The following is a 15600-nucleotide window of genomic DNA, read 5'->3' as shown; positions in this document are numbered from 1 at the left end:
CGTATACACCATAAACATATGCCGTCATCGCATGTCGGACATCGGTGGCGCTCCCGGAGGCACCGGCACCATGAGCAACGCCTCTCGCATGAACCATCACGCGCACGTTTCGCCCCGTCAGCTGGGTGACGGCTTTGCGGGGCCCTTGGTCCAAGACTCCACGGAGATCCAGACGGATCACAGCCGGCAGCCGCTGCGCCGGGCGGAGGACCACCCCGCGCCCCGCGCCACCGTGAGTCTCGTCGTCCCGGCCCGCAACGAGGCACGCAACATCCCCTGGGTCTTCGAGCAGATCCCGGAGTGCGTCGACGAGGTCATCCTCGTGGACGGTGCCTCCAGCGATGCCACCGTCCACATCGCCAGGGAGTGTCTGCCCACGGTGCGAACCGTCCCCCAGGAGGGGCCGGGCAAGGGAACGGCACTGCGCACGGGCTTCCTGGCCGCCACCGGCGACTACATCGTGATGATGGACGCGGACGGCAGCATGCTGCCCGGCGAGATCCCGCACTACCTGCACTTCCTGGACAACGGCTACGACTTCGTGAAGGGCTCCCGGTTCGTCGCCGGTGGCGGATCGCTCGACATCACACGCTTCAGAAAGCTGGGCAATCAGGTCCTGCTGACCGCGGTGAACCACCTGTACCACGCATCGCTCACGGACCTGTGCTACGGGTTCTGCGCATTCCGCCGCAGCTTCCTGGACGATCTCGACCTGCACTCCTCCGGTTTCGAGATCGAGACGGAGATGATCACGCACGCGCTGTGTTCCGGTCTGCGCATCGCCGAGGTCCCCAGCCTGGAGCTGCCCCGGCGCAGCGGCCGGTCCAATCTGCACGCCCTGTCCGACGGCCGGCGCGTGCTGCGTACCCTGCTCTCCGAACGGCCGAGCGCGTGGGCAGCGGCACACGGCCGGCCGGCGCCCGACACAGTCGGGTCCTCCGCCCCGGGATCCGACGGGAGCGGTCGGTGAACGCGGAGCGCCACCGCAACGGCCGGGTCACGGCGACTCCGGCCCCGGGCCACCTGCCCTACCGCCCGGTCCGTGTCGTGGACATGGAGCTGACCGCACCGGGAGAGTTCCTCGCGCCGGGCCGTCAGGAGCACATCCGTCCCCGGGGCAAGGTGTTGGCCCTCGTGCGTGCGCACGGCCACCCCGTGGGGATGGTGACCGCCGACGCCACCGACCCGCACACGCTGTGGCAGGTCCTGGCTCGCACCGCCGAGCGCGAGTACGGCACGCGGACGGCAGGGCGGCCGGCGTACGACGCCGGTCACCTCCGGTCCACGCCGTCCGGAGACCCCCGTGGCACGTCCGACCTGCCGGACATCAGCGTGATCGTGGCCACGCGCAACCGCCCCGACCTGCTGCGCCAGTGCCTGGACTCCCTTCTGGCGATGGACTACCCGCCGTCCCGGTTCGAGGTGATCGTGGTGGACAACGCCCCGTCGGACGACGCGACGGAACGGATGCTCCTCGCGCGCCGGGACGGACGTGTCCGCTACGTCCGGGAACCGGTCGCGGGTCTGGCGCGTGCGCACAACCGCGGCCTGGCCGCCGCGCACGGCCGCATCGCCGCCTTCACCGACGACGACACGCTGGTGGACAGGGGGTGGCTGACCGCACTCGCCGACACCTTCTCCGATGACCGGCGCATCGGCTGCGTGACGGGCCTGATCGTCCCGGCGGAGCTGGAGACGGAGGCGCAGGCCGCGCTGGAACGGCACGGTGGATTCGGGAAGGGGTTCCTCCCCCGGACCTGGTCACTGCAGGCCCCGCCCTCGGATCCGCTGTTCCCGTTCGCCGCGGGACACTTCGGCTCGGGCGCCAACATGGCCTTCCGTACCGAGGTGCTGTCCGCGCTCGGCGGTTTCGACCCGGCCACGGGCACCGGTACGCCCGCGTTCGGCGGTGACGACCTCCTCGCCTTCTTCCGGGTGATCGCCACCGGCGGCGTCCTCGCCTACCGGCCGGACGCCATCGTGTGGCACCGCCACCGGCGCACCGAGGAAGCACTCAGGGCGCAGGCGTTCGGCTACGGAGCGGGGTTCGGGGCCTACCTGACCGGAGCGCTCGCCCACGAGCCCCGGATGCTGCCCGCACTCGTGCGCAGGATGCCCCGCGGCATCCGGTACGCGACGGCGAGAGCACGTGACCGGACCGGCGACCCGGCCGTCGGCCGGTCGCGGCAACTCGCCCTGCTGGAGGTCCGCGGCCTGTTGTACGGCCCCATGGGCTACCTGCGCAGCCGTCGTCTCAGCGTCCGCCACGACGGCCGTCCCGCCCGTCGGCGCGCCCGGAGCCGGAGCTGAGGAGTGACCCTTGTACGCCCCTCGCGCCCTGCGTCCCGCGGAAGACGACCGGCCGGCCGCCCCGCCGCCCAGCCCCGCCGGCCGCCGCCTGACGCGAGCGACCCGGGCCGGGCTCGCCAGGGTGCTGCCACGCGATCCACTGCTGCGCAACGGACATCTGCTCGCGATGGGCTCCCTGATCAACGCCGCGCTCGGCGGCATCTTCTGGGTGTGCGCCACACGCTGGTACGACGACAGTGTCGTGGGTGTCAGTTATTCCGCACTCGCCGCCGCGACCCTGCTGGCCGCGATCGGCCAGCTGAACCTCAACGACGTCCTCGTCCGCTTCGTCCCGGCCGCCGGCCGGCACACGCGCAAACTGGTCCTCGCCTCCTATCTCACCAGCGGCGCCTGCAGCGTGGCGGTGGCCGTCGGCTTCCTGCTGCTGGTGCCCCGGACGACGCCCGAACTGAATTTCCTGCTGGACCCGGCGACGGCCCTCTGCTTCGTGGCGGCCACCGCGGGCTACGCGGTCTTCGTCCTCCAGGACGGCGTGCTGACCGGAGTGCGCCGCCCGGGGTGGGTCGTGGCCGAGAACATCATGTTCGCCGCGGTGAAGATCGTACTGCTCGCCGTGGGCGCCGCCATGGCACTGTTCACCGGGATCCTGTTGTCGTGGGCAGGAGCTCTGGCCGTCGCCGTCCTGGTGACCAACTTCTTCCTGCTGCGGCGTGTCATTCCCCGGCACGAGAGCACCTCACCTCAGGCCGGCCGCCCGCCACGCCTTGTCGGATACGCGGCCGCGGACTATGTCGGCTCGATGTTCCGCATGGCCGCGTACGACGTGCTTCCGTTGCTCGTGCTCGCCACCATGGGAGCGGCAGCGAGCGCCTACTTCTCCTTGTCGTGGATCGTCGGTTACATGCTGTACCTCGTCACGACCAACATGGGCAGTTCCCTGATCGTGGAAGCCACCCGCGATCCCGCCCTGCTGACCCGGCACGCCTTCAGGATGCTGCGCCACTCGGCCCTGCTCATGGCCCTGGCAGTGATCGCGACGGTCGTGGCGGCGCCCTATCTCCTGTCTCTGTTCGGCGCCCAGTACGCGGAGCACGGCACCACTCTGCTGCGTCTGGTGGCGCTCTCGGCGCTGCCGAACCTGCTGGTGAGCCTGGCCGTGGACGTGGCAAGGGCCCGTCGGCGGATGCGGACGGTGGTGGGGCTGCAACTGGCCCTGTGCGTCCTGGTGCTCGGCCTGTCCGGAATCTTCCTGCCGCTCATGGGCCTGACCGGCGCCGGTGTCGCATGGCTCGTGGCGCAGTGCGTGCTGGCCCTCCACCTGCTCGTCCGGCGGTCGCGGTGGCTGCCCCGGAGTTCGGAGACCCTCTCATGAACAGCACACCGGACCGGGCCCGGCCCGGAAAGCCGGATCGGGCGGACATCTCCGTGGTGATCTGCGCGTACACACAGGAACGGTGGGCGGACATCCTGGCGGCGGTGGCATCGGTGCTGGCCCAGTCGTACCCGCCGCTGGAGACACTGGTGGTGGTGGACCACAACACGGCGCTCCTCACCCGTCTGGCCGACCGGTACCGGGACATCGACACGCGCGTCCGTGTGCTGGCCAACGCCGGCCCCCGAGGACTGTCGGCGGGCCGCAACACGGGCATCGCCGCGGCCCGAGGCGAGATCGTCGCGTTCCTCGACGACGACGCGGTGGCGGACGGCGACTGGCTGAGGCACTTGACCGCGGGCTACGTCGACCCGCGTGTCATGGCGGTGGGCGGCCGGACCGTGCCGCTGTGGGCCTCGGGCCACCGGCCCGACTGGTTCCCCGGCGAGTTCGACTGGGTGGTGGGCTGCAGCTACCAGGGGCTGCCGGCGGAAACGGTGCGGGTGCGCAATGTCTTCGGCGGCAACGCGTCCTTCCGCCGCAGTGCCTTCCACGCGACGGGTGGCTTCGCCACCGGCATCGGCAGGGACGGCGACCGGCTCCCCCTGGGGTGTGAGGAGACCGAACTGTGCATCAGGCTGACCCGGTCGGTTCCCGGCGCGGTGGTGCTGCTGGAGCCCCGGGCGGTGATACACCACAAGGTGCCCGCGCCCAGGGAACGCTTCGCCTACTTCCGCACACGGGCCTACGCCGAGGGCCTGTCCAAGGCTCTGGTGGCGAGGACCGCGGGCGCACACAAGGCCCTGGAGTCCGAGCGCCGGTACAGCACACATGTGCTCCCGGCGGGCTTGGCGCGTGGTCTGCGCGACACTGTGCACGGACGACCGGGAGGCGCCCGCCGGGCCGCCGCCATCCTGGCCGGCTTCACCGCCGCGGCCGGCGGATACCTGGTCGGCAGTCTCCGTGCCCGCGGCCGAGGCGGTGGCTTCGCCGTCGTGGAGGTTCCGCCGGCCACGGATGCACGGGCGGCCACCCGGAGCAACGCCGCCGAAAGAGAAGTCGGATGACCGCGGCCACTCGGCACGAGACGGCGGTCGAGCGGGTGCCCATCCTGATGTACCACTCGGTCGCGCCCGCACCGAGGCGCCAGGTCCTCGATCTGTCCGTCACGCCGGAGGCGTTCGCCGATCAGATGCAGATGCTGCACGACGCCCGATGCACGCCCGTGACCACGCGCAGCCTCGCCGACGCCTGGCGGCACGGCGCCCCGCTGCCCGCCCGTCCGGTGCTGATCACCTTCGATGACGGATACGAGAGCGTCCACCGGCACGCCCTGCCGGTTCTGGTCCGCCACTCTTTTCCGGCCACGGTCTTCGTCACCACCGGCTGGCTGCGCGGTCCGCACGAGATCACCGGCGCCGCGCCGGACTCCATGCTGGACTGGGCCCAGGTACGGGACATCGCCGCCCTCGGCTGCGAGATCGGTGGCCACAGCCACAGCCACCCTCAGCTCGACCAACTCTCCGCCCCCCGGCTCCGCTTCGAGCTGGAACGCTGCCGCGGCATCATCGGTGACGAACTCGGCGCACCCCCCGGCTCCTTCGCCTACCCGTACGGCTACTCCAGCCGCCGGGTCCGCGCGGCGGTGCGCGAAGCCGGCCATGATCAGGCCCTCGCCGTGGGCAACGCATGGGCCACGTCGCACCAGAGCCCCTACGCACTGCGCCGAGTCACCGTACGGCGCAGCACCACTCCGGAGGGGTTCGGGCGACTGCTCGAAGGACGCCACCTGGCTCTCGACTTCGCGTGGGACCGGACGCTGACGAAGGGATACGCGGTGGTCCGCCGATCGCGTCGGTTGGCGAGGAAGGCAGTCGCGATCCATGCATGACACCACCCCGCTCCGCAGGTGCAGGCCCGGCCGGATCGTGACACTTGCCCTGGCGCTCGGCATGGTCGGTACGGTCACCGCTTGTGGCGCTCAGGATCAGCCGGCTGACGGGCCACGGGGTGTCCCCGGCACGTGGCGTCCGGTGTTCACGGACACGTTCGACGGCCAGGCCCTCGACACGGGCAAGTGGTCGCTGGGAAACCCGACCGGAAAGGCGGCGCCCGACGTCCCCGTCAACACCGACGAGCGGCAGTGCTACGACGCCGGCCTGGTCCAGGTCCTCGACGGCGCGCTCCGTATCGACGCCGTACGCAAGAAGGTGACCTGTGGCGGCACGACCATGGAGTACGCCTCCGGAATGGTCAACACGAGGAAGCACTTCGAGTTCACCCATGGAGCCGTCGAGGCGCGTATGTACCTGCCCGCCGCCGCCCGCGGAGTCATCGCCAACTGGCCGGCGTTCTGGTCGGTGGGGGCCACCTGGCCGACCGACGGCGAGATCGATGTGATGGAGGGCCTCGCCGGGAAGGCCTGCTTCCACACCCACTCCGAACTGGGTCCGAAGGGCGGGTGCGCGAAGGGCGACTACACGGGCTGGCACACGTACGGCGCGCAGTGGCGGCCCGGCCGAGTGGACTACTACTACGACGGTGTCCGCGTCGGCACGGTCACCCAGGGCGTCAAGTCGGAGCCGCAGTGGCTCGTGCTCAACTACTCCGTGCAGCCCACGGTGGGCGGGCCCACGAGGGTGCCGGCCCGGATGGAGGTCGACTACGTCCGCGTGTGGCAGCAGCCCTGATCGTCATCCGGCCGCGGTGGCCCCCTTCGCGGCGCCGCCGCGTCGAGTCGGCACCAGCACCGCCACGGTGGTGATCGCGGCGATGACCACGAAGACGAGCCGGGCCGAGAACGTGCCGGCCAGGACGAGGAGCTGACTGGCCAGGATCGTGCAGGACAGGCTCACGGCTCCGGTCACCACGGCCGTCTCCAGCAGCGCCGCTCCCCGGGAACGGTCCGGTGACGGGGCGGAGCGGTTCCTCAGGTGCAGGGCCAGCGGGAGCCCGGGGAAGAGGCACAACGACACCGTCACGACGCAGAGGCGGAGGACCCCTGCCGGGGGCAGGGCCGTCGCCGCCGGGACGCACCAGGCGGCTACGAGAATCAGGACACGGACGGAGGCTCTCATACCGACCTCAGCTTCTGGGCGGGGTGAACTGGTACACCGCTGCGTCGGAATTCCTGTAGACGAGCCGGAAGTCCGGTTCCGCGGAAAGCTCCGTGGCGATGCTCCGCAAGTTCGCGGGCAGCCATCCCGTGGCGTGGATCCTGGCGTCCTGAGCCCTGTTGAGCATCACGTACACGGGCTTCCCGGTGTCGGCCGCGATTTTCCGGATCTCCCTGGCCGGGTCCCTGGCGAACCGTTCGGGAGCCTCCGGACCTTCCATCGTGATCCACACTCTGTCGTACTGGTCGTACTTCGTATAGCCGGCGGGAAAGTCCTCGGTGACGGCGGTGACGACTGATCCCGGTGGCGCATGACTGAACAGCCATCTACTGGCCGCTGCTTCCGAGCGGGTGAAATACAGGGCGTATTCCTTCCCGAAGTAGCTCACGGTGAATCCCGCGAAGAGGACGACAAGCACCACTGGCACAGCCATGGAACGGATCCGGCGCCCTCGGCGCAGTCCGGCCGCCAGGGCTACCGCGGCGAAGGAAATGGCGGGCAACGCGAACATGTAGGCGCGAAAGAGCATCTCCCCGGAATAGCTGTTCAGCGCGAGCAGCGGCAACGGGGCGACGGCGAGAAGACCCAACGGTGTCCGGCGCAACGAGGGCCGCAGTACGAATGCGGCGATCGCGAGGAGCCACACTCCGGCGGACAGGGCGCGGTCCGTCCAGGCGACCAGCACTTGGGCCGAGGAGGCGTCGGACAGGTCCAGAAAACCGGAACTGACGTTCTCTCCGGGCTGAGTGACGTCTTGGATCATCTCCTTCAGATTGGTCGAGATGAACGTGCGCGCCATGGTGACGTTCCATACGGCAGTCAGGATCACGGTTCCGAGCAGGACGGGGAGCACGGTCCGTCGGTTGCGCCGGGGAAACGCCAGTACGGTCAGGGCGCAGATCAGCATCAGGGGCGTCAGAGGGTGCGCGCACACGATCGCGGCCACCACCAGCAGCACCAGCAGGATCCAGTAGGGCGAAGGGCGTTGCGTCTGCTGCCCTCCCGAGGGACCGGGCTCCTTCCGGCGCGGCAGTCGGCGGACGACGAGGGCCACGACCGTGACGTACAGCAGGAAGGTCAGCGTCTGCGGCGCGAAGTAGTCCTGGGTGACCCAGAAACAGGTGTAGAAGACCCAGGCAGCGCACCAGGCCAGGCGTCTGCTGCGGGAGAACGAGCGGAAGAGCAGCATCAGCGGGCCCAGCAGGAGGGCGTCGGCCACGGGTGGGGCCCATGCCGCGTAGGACAGCGCGGAGTCGATGCCCGTGGCCTTGACCACGATGGCGTTGAACGCGAAAAAGGCCGGCCACTGTGTGTAGACGTCGAGCCCGTGATCATCGGCTACGCGCAGTTCCCCCAGGCGGAGGAAAACATCCACCATGGAAACGTGTTTCCACGCCCAGGCGTTGCTCAATTGCTCGTAGAGCAGGGGGGTTGTCGCGTGCAGCATCGCGATGAGCGTCACTACGTAAAGCGTGTACAGCCAACCGGGTGTGCGCCGATCGAGCAGGGCGGCGCAGAATCCGAGGGTCAGAACGACGGCAGCCGCCCAATAGGTGACGGGCAACACCTCCACGAGGCCGAGATCACCCATGCCGGCCACGTTCACGTCCCGCAGGGACAGCAGCCACAGAGCCAACGCACCGGCCAGTGCGAGGCGAGCGAACCAATGGAAGGCGGGGCGGCTCCGACCTGACGTCGATACCACCGCCGGGGAAGAGGTCATCGCACCCGTCCGGTCGGGAAGCGAATTTCTCGGCCCGTGCTGGGATTCCATACACAGACTAGTTATCACGGCGTTCCGGTACACCACCGCATTTGGGCGGCTCCCGGCTCTCGCCCTTTCGGCGCCGCGCCTCAGTCGGAGGTGGTCCGGCGCGTCCGCAGGAGACCGATCCCGTTCAGTGTCCGCCGGGCCGCCTTCCGCAATCGCGGCCGCTCCAGCACGGCGTCATAGGCGTGTTGCACGGGCGCTCGGCTCAGCCAGTGCAGCACGGCCCCGGCCGACGGCACGGCCGCCCACCCTTCCGCGACCGTCAGGTCGCGGGTCTTCAGGGTCTCCTTGTGAGGGCTGGCACCGCGGCCGAGGTTGAGGTGATCGAGCCCTGCCGCGGCAGCGTGCTCGGCCATCCTCAGGTGAAGCAGGAGACCGGGTGAGTATCTGCGGAAGCGGAGGTCGTAAGCGGGGAACCAGCAGGCCAGCACCTTCTCCGACCGCATGCCGAAGTGGGCGGCGATGGGCTGGTCGCCGGCGTAGAGAACGGAGAGCAAGCCGGTCAGGGGTCCGGTGCGGGTGGCGTGCAGGCGCATCAGCAGATCTGTGATCCACGCCTGGGCGAAGCGGTCTCTGCGGCCGGTCCGCCGGTACTGCGCCGACTTCCACTGCATGAGTGTCCGCAGTCTGCTCACATCGGTCTCGTCGAAGACGAAGCGGACCTCTCCGAACTCCCGCGTCAAGCGCCGGGTGTTCTTGGCCATGTCGCGCACGAACCGGTGGGAGCGCTCGGACACTCGCTCCTGGTAGGCCGCGAAGCCATCGCCGACGTCCATCACCGGTGAGGGGTGGAAGCTGTGGCTGTGGCCGGAGAAGGGCTGCGCACCGCTCACGAGGTTGTCGAACTCCCACACGGACAAACCACAGGCCCGCAGCAGCGGCTCGGCCTCACGCACGGCACCGGGCCGTTGGACCACCGCCTGGCAGTCCGAGATCCCCCACCCCACGGCACGGCCGATGCCCAGAGGCCCGCGCTCGAACGGCAGGAAGGCCACCGGTTCTCCGCCTTCCTCGGCGACGGCCACCTGTACCGTCGGCCGTACGGCGCACACGGCCTGGGCGAACTCCGGGCCGAGGAACGGGTTCGCGTACTCGGGATGCTCCGTCTGCAGGTGGTGCCAGGCGGCCACCTCGTCGGGGCGTAGCTCGGACGGTGCCACCACGTTGTAATCCATGTCCGTGTTCATTTCGCGTCGAGCTGTGCGGGCAGTCCGGTCGGCGGGCCACCGACCGGACTGCCCATCCGGGCCCGGAGGCGGCGGTAATACCGCCACGCTGTGGTCTGCGGCCGCTCGGGGAACGGGGCGGTGCGAGCTCCCTGCCCGCCGACCCACTCCTCGAAGACGTCCGATCCCGTGTCGGCCCTTACCGTCAGGCGGGTGATGCGGTAGGGATCGGCGCGCAGCGAGGTGAACGCGTCGGCCACCGCACAGGCCGAGGTCCATCCGGCGTCCCGGACGCACTGCCTGACGCGCCGGTCGGAGTATCCGTGGGGGTAGGCGTACGCGTGGACGCTGTGTCCGAGCGCGTCCTCCAGTTGCCTGCGGCATCCGTGGATCTCGTCCCTCAGACGCTCCGCGGGGAGGGTGTCGAGCTGCGGATGGGTCCGGGAGTGGCCACCGATCTCCACCCCCCGGTCCTCCAGCGTCCGGATCTGCCGCCAGGTCAGCATGTCGGCGGGCGGGAGCAGGGTCTCACCGCCCTCCCCGCCTGACGTACGCACCGCTTCAGTCGTGATGTAGAGGGTGGCGGGGAGGTTCCGCCTGGCGAGTTCGGGAAGCACGGAGTCCCAGAAGTCGGCGAATCCGTCATCGAACGTCAGGACGGCTGGACGAGGCGGCAGCGTCGCCCCGTAGCGCATGGCGTCGACCAGGTGCGCCATGGAGATCACCGTGCGCCCGCCGGCCACGAGCCGGTCGAGCTGATCCGCGAACACTCCCGGCCTGACGGTGAACGGTGCGATCCACGCCGGTGGATCGTCCGTGACCGCGTGATACAGGAACACGGGCACGGCAGTCATGGGTTCGCTCCTGTCCGCCACCGACGGACCGTCGCGTCGCCGGGCCGCGACTCCCGTGGAAGCCCTGCTGTCCCCTGGCGTACGCGTACGATGTATACGTCCAGCGTCCTACGGGTGGTGCATGCCGTCAAGACGAGGCGTTCTCCCGGGTCAGCGGCGGTGGCTCGCCTTCCGCAGCATCCCGCTGAACGGTGTCTCCGGCCGCTCCAGGCGCTCCCCGTCCAGCGTGATGTCCACGACCTCGTTGAAGAAGGCGAGGCGGCCCTGGATCACCGCCACCGCGGGCAGGGGGTCGGGGTAGGTCCACACGAGGTTCGGCGGCACGTCGGCCTCGCCGCGCCAGGACCAGTAGGAGGCGGTGCCCTTGTAAGGGCATCCGGTGTGGTGGTCGGTGGGCTCGAAGAGGTCCAGGCGTACGTCCTCGCGCGGGAGGTAGTACCGGGTCGGCAGGGACGTCTCGAAGAGCAGGACCGGGGCGTGGGTGTCCGCGACGACCTGCCCGTCGATCTCGACCCGCACATGACGGCTGCTGGGCAGCGCGTCCACGCGTTTGTGCGGGTCACGGGGGTGGACGAAGATCTCCTCGTCCTCCTCGTACCAGTGGTCGAGGCCGGTGTCCGTGCGCCGGAACCATTCGAAGGCGATGTGGCCGGCCAGATCGTCGGCGGGGAAGGTCCAGGCCGCGTTCGGGCGTACCTCGCCGTCCTCGGCGACCAGGTCGTAGAAGATCCGGGAGCCCGTGTGGGTGCCGGTGGGCGGGTCGGCCGCCGGGCGGAGGAGGTCGGTGCGCACGTCCGCGCGCGGGAAGGCGTACTGCGGCACGGGCAGGCCGGGCTCCCAGACGAGCACCGGGTGGCGGCTGTCGACGACGGTGACGTCGCCCTTGCGGCCGCGCACCCAGCGCTCGCTGGGCTCCCACAGGAGGCCTTCGGGGGTGGTCGTCATCGACCGGGCGGCGGGGTGGGCCGGGTGGGTGGTCATGGCCGGTGTCTCCTTCACGCAGGAGGTCCGGTGGTCCGGAGGTCCGTTCCCCTCCACGGTCCCACGGCTCTCAGTGCGCCGCGTCGAGCCGGGCCCGCTGGTCCTCGCTCAGCTCCAGGTCCACGGCGGCCAGGTTCTCCTCCAGCTGGGCCAGTGTGGAGACCCCGGCCAGCGGCACGATCGGCAGGTCGCCGCCGATCTGCCAGGCGAGCACGACCTGGCCGACACTCGCCCCGGTCTCCCGGGCCACCTCGCGCAGTACGGCCAGCCGGGCCGGGGTGCCGGGGTGGTCGAAGTCGGAGGGCAGCCGCTCCGGGCGGCTGTAGGCGCCCCTGAGCAGGGGCGAGTACGCGACCAGGGTCAGGCCGGGTTCGGCCCTGAGGTAGCTCAGCAGGTCGGGGCCGGCGTGGCCGAGGCTGCCGTCCGGGAAGAGGTCGTCGGGCACGTCGGTGCGGGGGCGCAGATGGGTGTGCGCGTACTGGAGCACCTCGTAGCCGGGCAGTCCGGCCGCGGCGGCGAGGGCCCTGGCCCGCTCGACGCGCCAGGTGGCGTGGTTGCTGGCGCCGAGCAGCCCCACCGTGCCCTCGGCGACGAGCCCGGCGAAGGCCTCGACGGTCTCCTGGAGGGGGACGGTGCGGTCCTCGATGTGCGCGTAGAGCAGGTCGAGCTTCTCCAGGCCGAGGCGCTCGCGGCTGCGCTCCGCCGACTCACGGATCACCTTGGCGGACAGGCCCTCGGGGTTGTCGGTGTAGCTGGTGCCGGGGGCCAGGGGGCGGGCGCCGAGTTTGGTCGCGATGACGATCTCGTCGCCGATGCCGCGGCTGCGCCGCCAGCGCCCGAGGAGTTCCTCGCTCTGGCCGCCCTGGCCGCCGTCCGCCCAGAAGGCGTAGTTGTCGGACGTGTCGATGAAGGTGCCGCCGGCCTCGGCGTAGCGGTCGAGCAGGGCGAAGGACGTGGCCTCGTCCGTCACCGAGCCGAAGAGCATGGCGCCGAGCGCGAGCACGCTCACCTCGCGCCGGGTGCGCGGGTCCGTGCCGATCGTGCGGTACTTCATGGCTGCTCCTCCCGTGCGTGCCCCGCGCCTCGGGGCACGCACGGGAGTCTTCCTGCTGAAGCGCGCTCGAAGTCAAGGACGAGCGGCGTCAGCGGGCGAACGGCCCCTCCAGCGCCGCCCACTGCAGCAGCATGATGGTCTTGGCGTCGGCGATCTCTCCGGTGCGGATCATCTCCAGGGCCCGGCGGAAGGGCAGTTCGAGAATCTCGATGTCCTCGCCCTCCTCGCCGAGGCCGCCGCCCTCGTGGGTGCGGGTCGACGGGCCGTAGGCGGCGGCGTAGAAGCTGACGCGTTCGGTGACCGAGCCGGGGCTCATGTAGACGTCGAAGACGTGCCGGACCTCGCCGATGGTGTGGCCGGTCTCCTCCACGACCTCGCGCCGGACGGCGATCTCCGGGTGCTCGTCCTCGTCGTCGAGCAGGCCGCCCGGGGTCTCCACGAGCATGCCGTCCGGATGCCCGTTGACGTACACCGGGAAGCGGAACTGGCGGGTGAGCAGGACGGTTTCGCGTTCGGCGTCGTAGAGCAGCATGGTGGCCCCGTTGCCGCGGTCGTGCGTCTCGCGTTCCTGGGTGCTCCAGGTGCCGTCGGCGTGCCGGAAGTCGAAGGTGGTGGTCCGCTCGACGTACCAGTGGCTGGACAGGAGCTGCACGTCGCGGACCTTGACGCGGGGGTTGCCGGTGAGGTCCCGGCCGGCGCGGTCGAGTCCGGTGCGGCCCCTGCGGTCGGGCGTGTCGATGCCGGCGGTCATCGGGCACCGGCCGGGCGACGGTGGAGCGGGAAGATCGAGAAGGTCATGTCCGCTTCTACCATCCCGGGGCCGCCCGGGGCACGGCGTACCGGGCATGACGTGTCCGGGACTGCCCGCCGCCCCGTGCGGTGGGGGACAGTGGGGACCGGCCCCGGCCGGCCCTCGTGGCGACGGGCTGGGAAGCGGTGAACGGCGGACAGCGGACAGCGGACAGCGGACAGCGGACAGCCAGGATCCGATGCACCTCACGGGGGAGGGCTCATGGAAGGGGAACGGGACGCTCGGCACGCGCTCGTGGTGGGGGCCGGGATCGGCGGCCTCGCCGCCGCGCTCGCCCTCGGCCGCACCGGCTGGCGGGTGACGGTGCTGGAGCGGGCGGCGGCCGTCGGGGAGATCGGCGCGGGCATCCAGCTCAGCCCGAACGGGGTGCGCGTGCTGAGCGCCCTCGGCGTGCTGGACCGGCTGCTGCCCACGACGTTCCGCCCCGAGGCCGTCGAGATGCGGCTCGGCCGCTCCGGCCGGCGCGTCTTCCGCGTCGAGCTCGCCGAGACCGCGGTACGGCGGTGGGGAGCCCCCTACCTGCACGTCCACCGCTCCGACCTGCTCGACGCCCTGCTCGCCGGGGCGGCCGGCGGCGGGCTGGACATCACCCTGCTCACGGGGACGGCCGTGCGCGGCTATGAACAGGGGCCGCGGGGCGTGACGGCGGTGCTCGACTCGGGCCGGCGGATCGACGGGAGCCTCCTCGTCGGGGCGGACGGGATCCACTCGGCGATCCGCGAACGGATGCTGGGGGCCGGGGAGCCCCGGTTCACCGGCCACGTCGCCTGGCGGGTCACCGTCCCGGTCGAGCGTCTGGGCCGTGACGCGCCCCCGCCCACCGCGTGCCTCTGGGTGGGCGAGCGGCGGCATGCCATCACCTACCGGCTCCGCGGCGGGACACTCGCCAACCTGGTGGCGGTCGTGGAGCGGGACGCGTGGCGGGGCGAGTCCTGGACCGAGCGCGGCACCCGGCGGGAGGCGCTGGCCGATTTCGCGGGCTGGCACCCGACGGTGACCACCGCCCTGCGGGAGGCGGAGACGCATTTCCGCTGGGCGCTGTTCGACCGCGATCCCCTGGAGACATGGGTGGACGGACGGGTCGCGCTCCTCGGTGACGCGTGCCACCCGATGCTGCCCTACCTGGCGCAGGGCGCCACGATGGCTCTGGAGGACGCACGGGTGCTCGCCGACCGGCTCGAACACACCGGCGACGTGCCACGGGCGCTGCGGTCGTACGCCGCCGCGAGGCGCCCGCGCACCGCACGAGTCCAGGCCGGTTCCCGGCAGAACGGGCAGCGCTTCCACCGAGAGGGCCGCTTCGCCCACGTGCCCTTGTGGTTCCTCGGAAAGCTGGCGCCGCGCGTGTACCACCGCCGCCTGGACTGGCTCTACGGACACCGCGTGCCGTGATCGCCCACCGCCCTGACGGAAAAGGTCCCCGCAGGCATCCGCCCGCGGGGACCTTCGCACCGTCGGGACGACAGGATTTGAACCTGCGACCCCTTGACCCCCAGTCAAGTGCGCTACCAAGCTGCGCCACGTCCCGGTGCGCGCCACCCGCGGTGAGCCGCGTGATCGCGCGAACAGCACTTTACCCCACACCCCTGGCCGCGCCGAAAGCGGGCCGGGCGGGACAATCGGCGTATGGGCAGCACTGGAGAGACCTACTCGGACCGGCCCGGCGGCGCGCGGGACCGCGATGCGGAGGGCCGGGCCCGCAACGCCCGGCCGCGGGACGGTCTGGGCCGGCCCCTGCCGTACGGGGCGGACGGCGTGCCGCGGCAGCCGGAGGGCGTGGTCCGTACGCCCGAGGAGACCGTCGCCGAGGCGCAGCGGCTGCTGGACGAGGGGAAACCGTTCCACGCCCACGAGGTCTTCGAGGACGCGTGGAAGTCGGGCCCGGAGGAGGAACGGGAGCTGTGGCGCGGTCTGGCCCAGCTGGCCGTGGGCCTCACGCACGCCGCCCGCGGGAACCTCACCGGCGGCGCCCGGCTGCTGCGGCGCGGCGCGGGCGCGACGGAGGCGTGGGTGTCCGGCTCGGGCCGGGCCCGGCCGCACGGCGTCGACGTCGCGGCGGTGGCCGGCTGGGCACGGGCCCTGGCCACGGAGGTCGAGCGGGAGGGCCGGGCCGTGGACGCGCAGGGGCGGGCTCCACGCCTGCGGGGAGCCTCCGGCTGACCCGG

At 71.2% G+C, this 15600-nt stretch carries 15 protein-coding genes and 1 tRNA gene; 8 read left to right on the top strand and 8 right to left on the bottom strand.

Annotated elements, in window-relative coordinates; genetic code table 11:
- The first annotated feature begins 145 nt into the window (after positions 1-145).
- The 6 genes from ACIGAQ_RS04500 (at position 146) to ACIGAQ_RS04475 (ending at position 6372) form a co-directional block, all read left to right on the top strand.
- Positions 146-970: a glycosyltransferase family 2 protein gene (locus tag ACIGAQ_RS04500; protein ID WP_399779081.1), complete on the top strand. Its 825-nt coding sequence runs from the start codon at positions 146-148 to the stop codon at positions 968-970.
- Positions 967-2310, top strand: coding sequence for a glycosyltransferase (locus ACIGAQ_RS04495; protein WP_399779079.1), 1344 nt, complete (start codon positions 967-969; stop codon positions 2308-2310). The genes ACIGAQ_RS04500 and ACIGAQ_RS04495 overlap by 4 nt, the downstream gene beginning before the upstream one ends.
- A gap of 10 nt (positions 2311-2320) precedes the next feature.
- Positions 2321-3682: a lipopolysaccharide biosynthesis protein gene (locus tag ACIGAQ_RS04490; RefSeq protein ID WP_399779077.1), complete on the top strand. Its 1362-nt coding sequence runs from the start codon at positions 2321-2323 to the stop codon at positions 3680-3682.
- A complete protein-coding gene (locus tag ACIGAQ_RS04485) occupies positions 3679-4749 on the top strand; it encodes a glycosyltransferase (RefSeq protein WP_399779075.1) in 1071 nt (356 codons plus the stop codon). The genes ACIGAQ_RS04490 and ACIGAQ_RS04485 overlap by 4 nt, the downstream gene beginning before the upstream one ends.
- A complete protein-coding gene (locus ACIGAQ_RS04480) occupies positions 4746-5573 on the top strand; it encodes a polysaccharide deacetylase family protein (RefSeq protein ID WP_399779073.1) in 828 nt (275 codons plus the stop codon). The genes ACIGAQ_RS04485 and ACIGAQ_RS04480 overlap by 4 nt, the downstream gene beginning before the upstream one ends.
- Positions 5574-5715: 142 nt before the next feature.
- Positions 5716-6372: a family 16 glycosylhydrolase gene (locus ACIGAQ_RS04475; protein WP_399779071.1), complete on the top strand. Its 657-nt coding sequence runs from the start codon at positions 5716-5718 to the stop codon at positions 6370-6372.
- Between the two features lie 3 nt (positions 6373-6375).
- Here the strand turns inward: ACIGAQ_RS04475 and ACIGAQ_RS04470 are convergent, their stop codons facing one another.
- The 7 genes from ACIGAQ_RS04470 to ACIGAQ_RS04440 all read right to left on the bottom strand — a co-directional run bounded on the left by ACIGAQ_RS04470 (position 6376) and on the right by ACIGAQ_RS04440 (position 13375).
- Positions 6376-6759: a hypothetical protein gene (locus tag ACIGAQ_RS04470; protein ID WP_399779069.1), complete on the bottom strand. Its 384-nt coding sequence runs from the start codon at positions 6757-6759 to the stop codon at positions 6376-6378.
- Between the two features lie 7 nt (positions 6760-6766).
- On the bottom strand, positions 6767-8521 hold the full coding sequence (locus ACIGAQ_RS04465) for a glycosyltransferase (RefSeq protein WP_399779067.1): 1755 nt from the start codon (positions 8519-8521) through the stop codon (positions 6767-6769).
- Positions 8522-8652: 131 nt separating this feature from the next.
- Positions 8653-9744 carry a GNAT family N-acetyltransferase gene (locus tag ACIGAQ_RS04460; RefSeq protein WP_399779065.1) on the bottom strand — a complete coding sequence of 364 codons (1092 nt, stop codon included), beginning with the start codon at positions 9742-9744 and terminating at the stop codon, positions 8653-8655.
- 8 nt (positions 9745-9752) lie between these two features.
- Positions 9753-10589, bottom strand: coding sequence for a polysaccharide deacetylase family protein (locus ACIGAQ_RS04455; RefSeq protein WP_399779063.1), 837 nt, complete (start codon positions 10587-10589; stop codon positions 9753-9755).
- Between the two features lie 150 nt (positions 10590-10739).
- Entirely contained in the window at positions 10740-11570 is an 831-nt protein-coding gene (locus tag ACIGAQ_RS04450; RefSeq protein WP_399779061.1) for a DUF427 domain-containing protein, read from the bottom strand.
- 70 nt (positions 11571-11640) lie between these two features.
- The gene (locus ACIGAQ_RS04445) at positions 11641-12624 is read right to left on the bottom strand and encodes an aldo/keto reductase (protein WP_399779059.1); all 984 of its coding nucleotides are present in this window, start codon (positions 12622-12624) and stop codon (positions 11641-11643) included.
- Between the two features lie 88 nt (positions 12625-12712).
- Positions 12713-13375: an NUDIX domain-containing protein gene (locus tag ACIGAQ_RS04440; protein WP_311687047.1), complete on the bottom strand. Its 663-nt coding sequence runs from the start codon at positions 13373-13375 to the stop codon at positions 12713-12715.
- Between the two features lie 261 nt (positions 13376-13636).
- On the opposite strand from ACIGAQ_RS04440, the gene ACIGAQ_RS04435 reads away from it, so the two are divergent.
- On the top strand, positions 13637-14827 hold the full coding sequence (locus ACIGAQ_RS04435; RefSeq protein ID WP_399779057.1) for an FAD-dependent monooxygenase: 1191 nt from the start codon (positions 13637-13639) through the stop codon (positions 14825-14827).
- A gap of 62 nt (positions 14828-14889) precedes the next feature.
- Here the strand turns inward: ACIGAQ_RS04435 and ACIGAQ_RS04430 are convergent.
- Positions 14890-14963, bottom strand: a tRNA-Pro gene (locus ACIGAQ_RS04430).
- Between the two features lie 98 nt (positions 14964-15061).
- Between ACIGAQ_RS04430 and ACIGAQ_RS04425 the strand changes: the two genes are divergently transcribed.
- Positions 15062-15595, top strand: a complete 534-nt coding sequence (locus ACIGAQ_RS04425; protein WP_399779055.1) for a DUF309 domain-containing protein — start codon at positions 15062-15064, stop codon at positions 15593-15595.
- Positions 15596-15600: the final 5 nt, after the last annotated feature.

Source organism: Streptomyces sp. NPDC085932 (assembly GCF_044540525.1).
Taxonomy (GTDB): Bacteria; Actinomycetota; Actinomycetes; order Streptomycetales; family Streptomycetaceae; genus Streptomyces; species Streptomyces levis.
This window is presented reverse-complemented; position numbering and strand designations above follow the sequence as displayed.

Bases quoted from the DNA above. Each gene is read 5' to 3' on its own strand.
- ACIGAQ_RS04485 (WP_399779075.1), top strand. From the start codon at position 3,679: ATGAACAGCACACCGGACCGGGCCCGGCCCGGAAAGCCGGATCGGGCG.
- ACIGAQ_RS04480 (WP_399779073.1), top strand. From the start codon at position 4,746: ATGACCGCGGCCACTCGGCACGAGACGGCGGTCGAGCGGGTGCCCATC.
- ACIGAQ_RS04470 (WP_399779069.1), bottom strand. From the start codon at position 6,759: ATGAGAGCCTCCGTCCGTGTCCTGATTCTCGTAGCCGCCTGGTGCGTC.
- ACIGAQ_RS04465 (WP_399779067.1), bottom strand. From the start codon at position 8,521: ATGACCTCTTCCCCGGCGGTGGTATCGACGTCAGGTCGGAGCCGCCCC.
- ACIGAQ_RS04460 (WP_399779065.1), bottom strand. From the start codon at position 9,744: ATGGATTACAACGTGGTGGCACCGTCCGAGCTACGCCCCGACGAGGTG.
- ACIGAQ_RS04455 (WP_399779063.1), bottom strand. From the start codon at position 10,589: ATGACTGCCGTGCCCGTGTTCCTGTATCACGCGGTCACGGACGATCCA.
- ACIGAQ_RS04450 (WP_399779061.1), bottom strand. From the start codon at position 11,570: ATGACCACCCACCCGGCCCACCCCGCCGCCCGGTCGATGACGACCACC.
- ACIGAQ_RS04445 (WP_399779059.1), bottom strand. From the start codon at position 12,624: ATGAAGTACCGCACGATCGGCACGGACCCGCGCACCCGGCGCGAGGTG.
- ACIGAQ_RS04440 (WP_311687047.1), bottom strand. From the start codon at position 13,375: ATGACCGCCGGCATCGACACGCCCGACCGCAGGGGCCGCACCGGACTC.
- ACIGAQ_RS04435 (WP_399779057.1), top strand. From the start codon at position 13,637: ATGGAAGGGGAACGGGACGCTCGGCACGCGCTCGTGGTGGGGGCCGGG.
- ACIGAQ_RS04425 (WP_399779055.1), top strand. From the start codon at position 15,062: ATGGGCAGCACTGGAGAGACCTACTCGGACCGGCCCGGCGGCGCGCGG.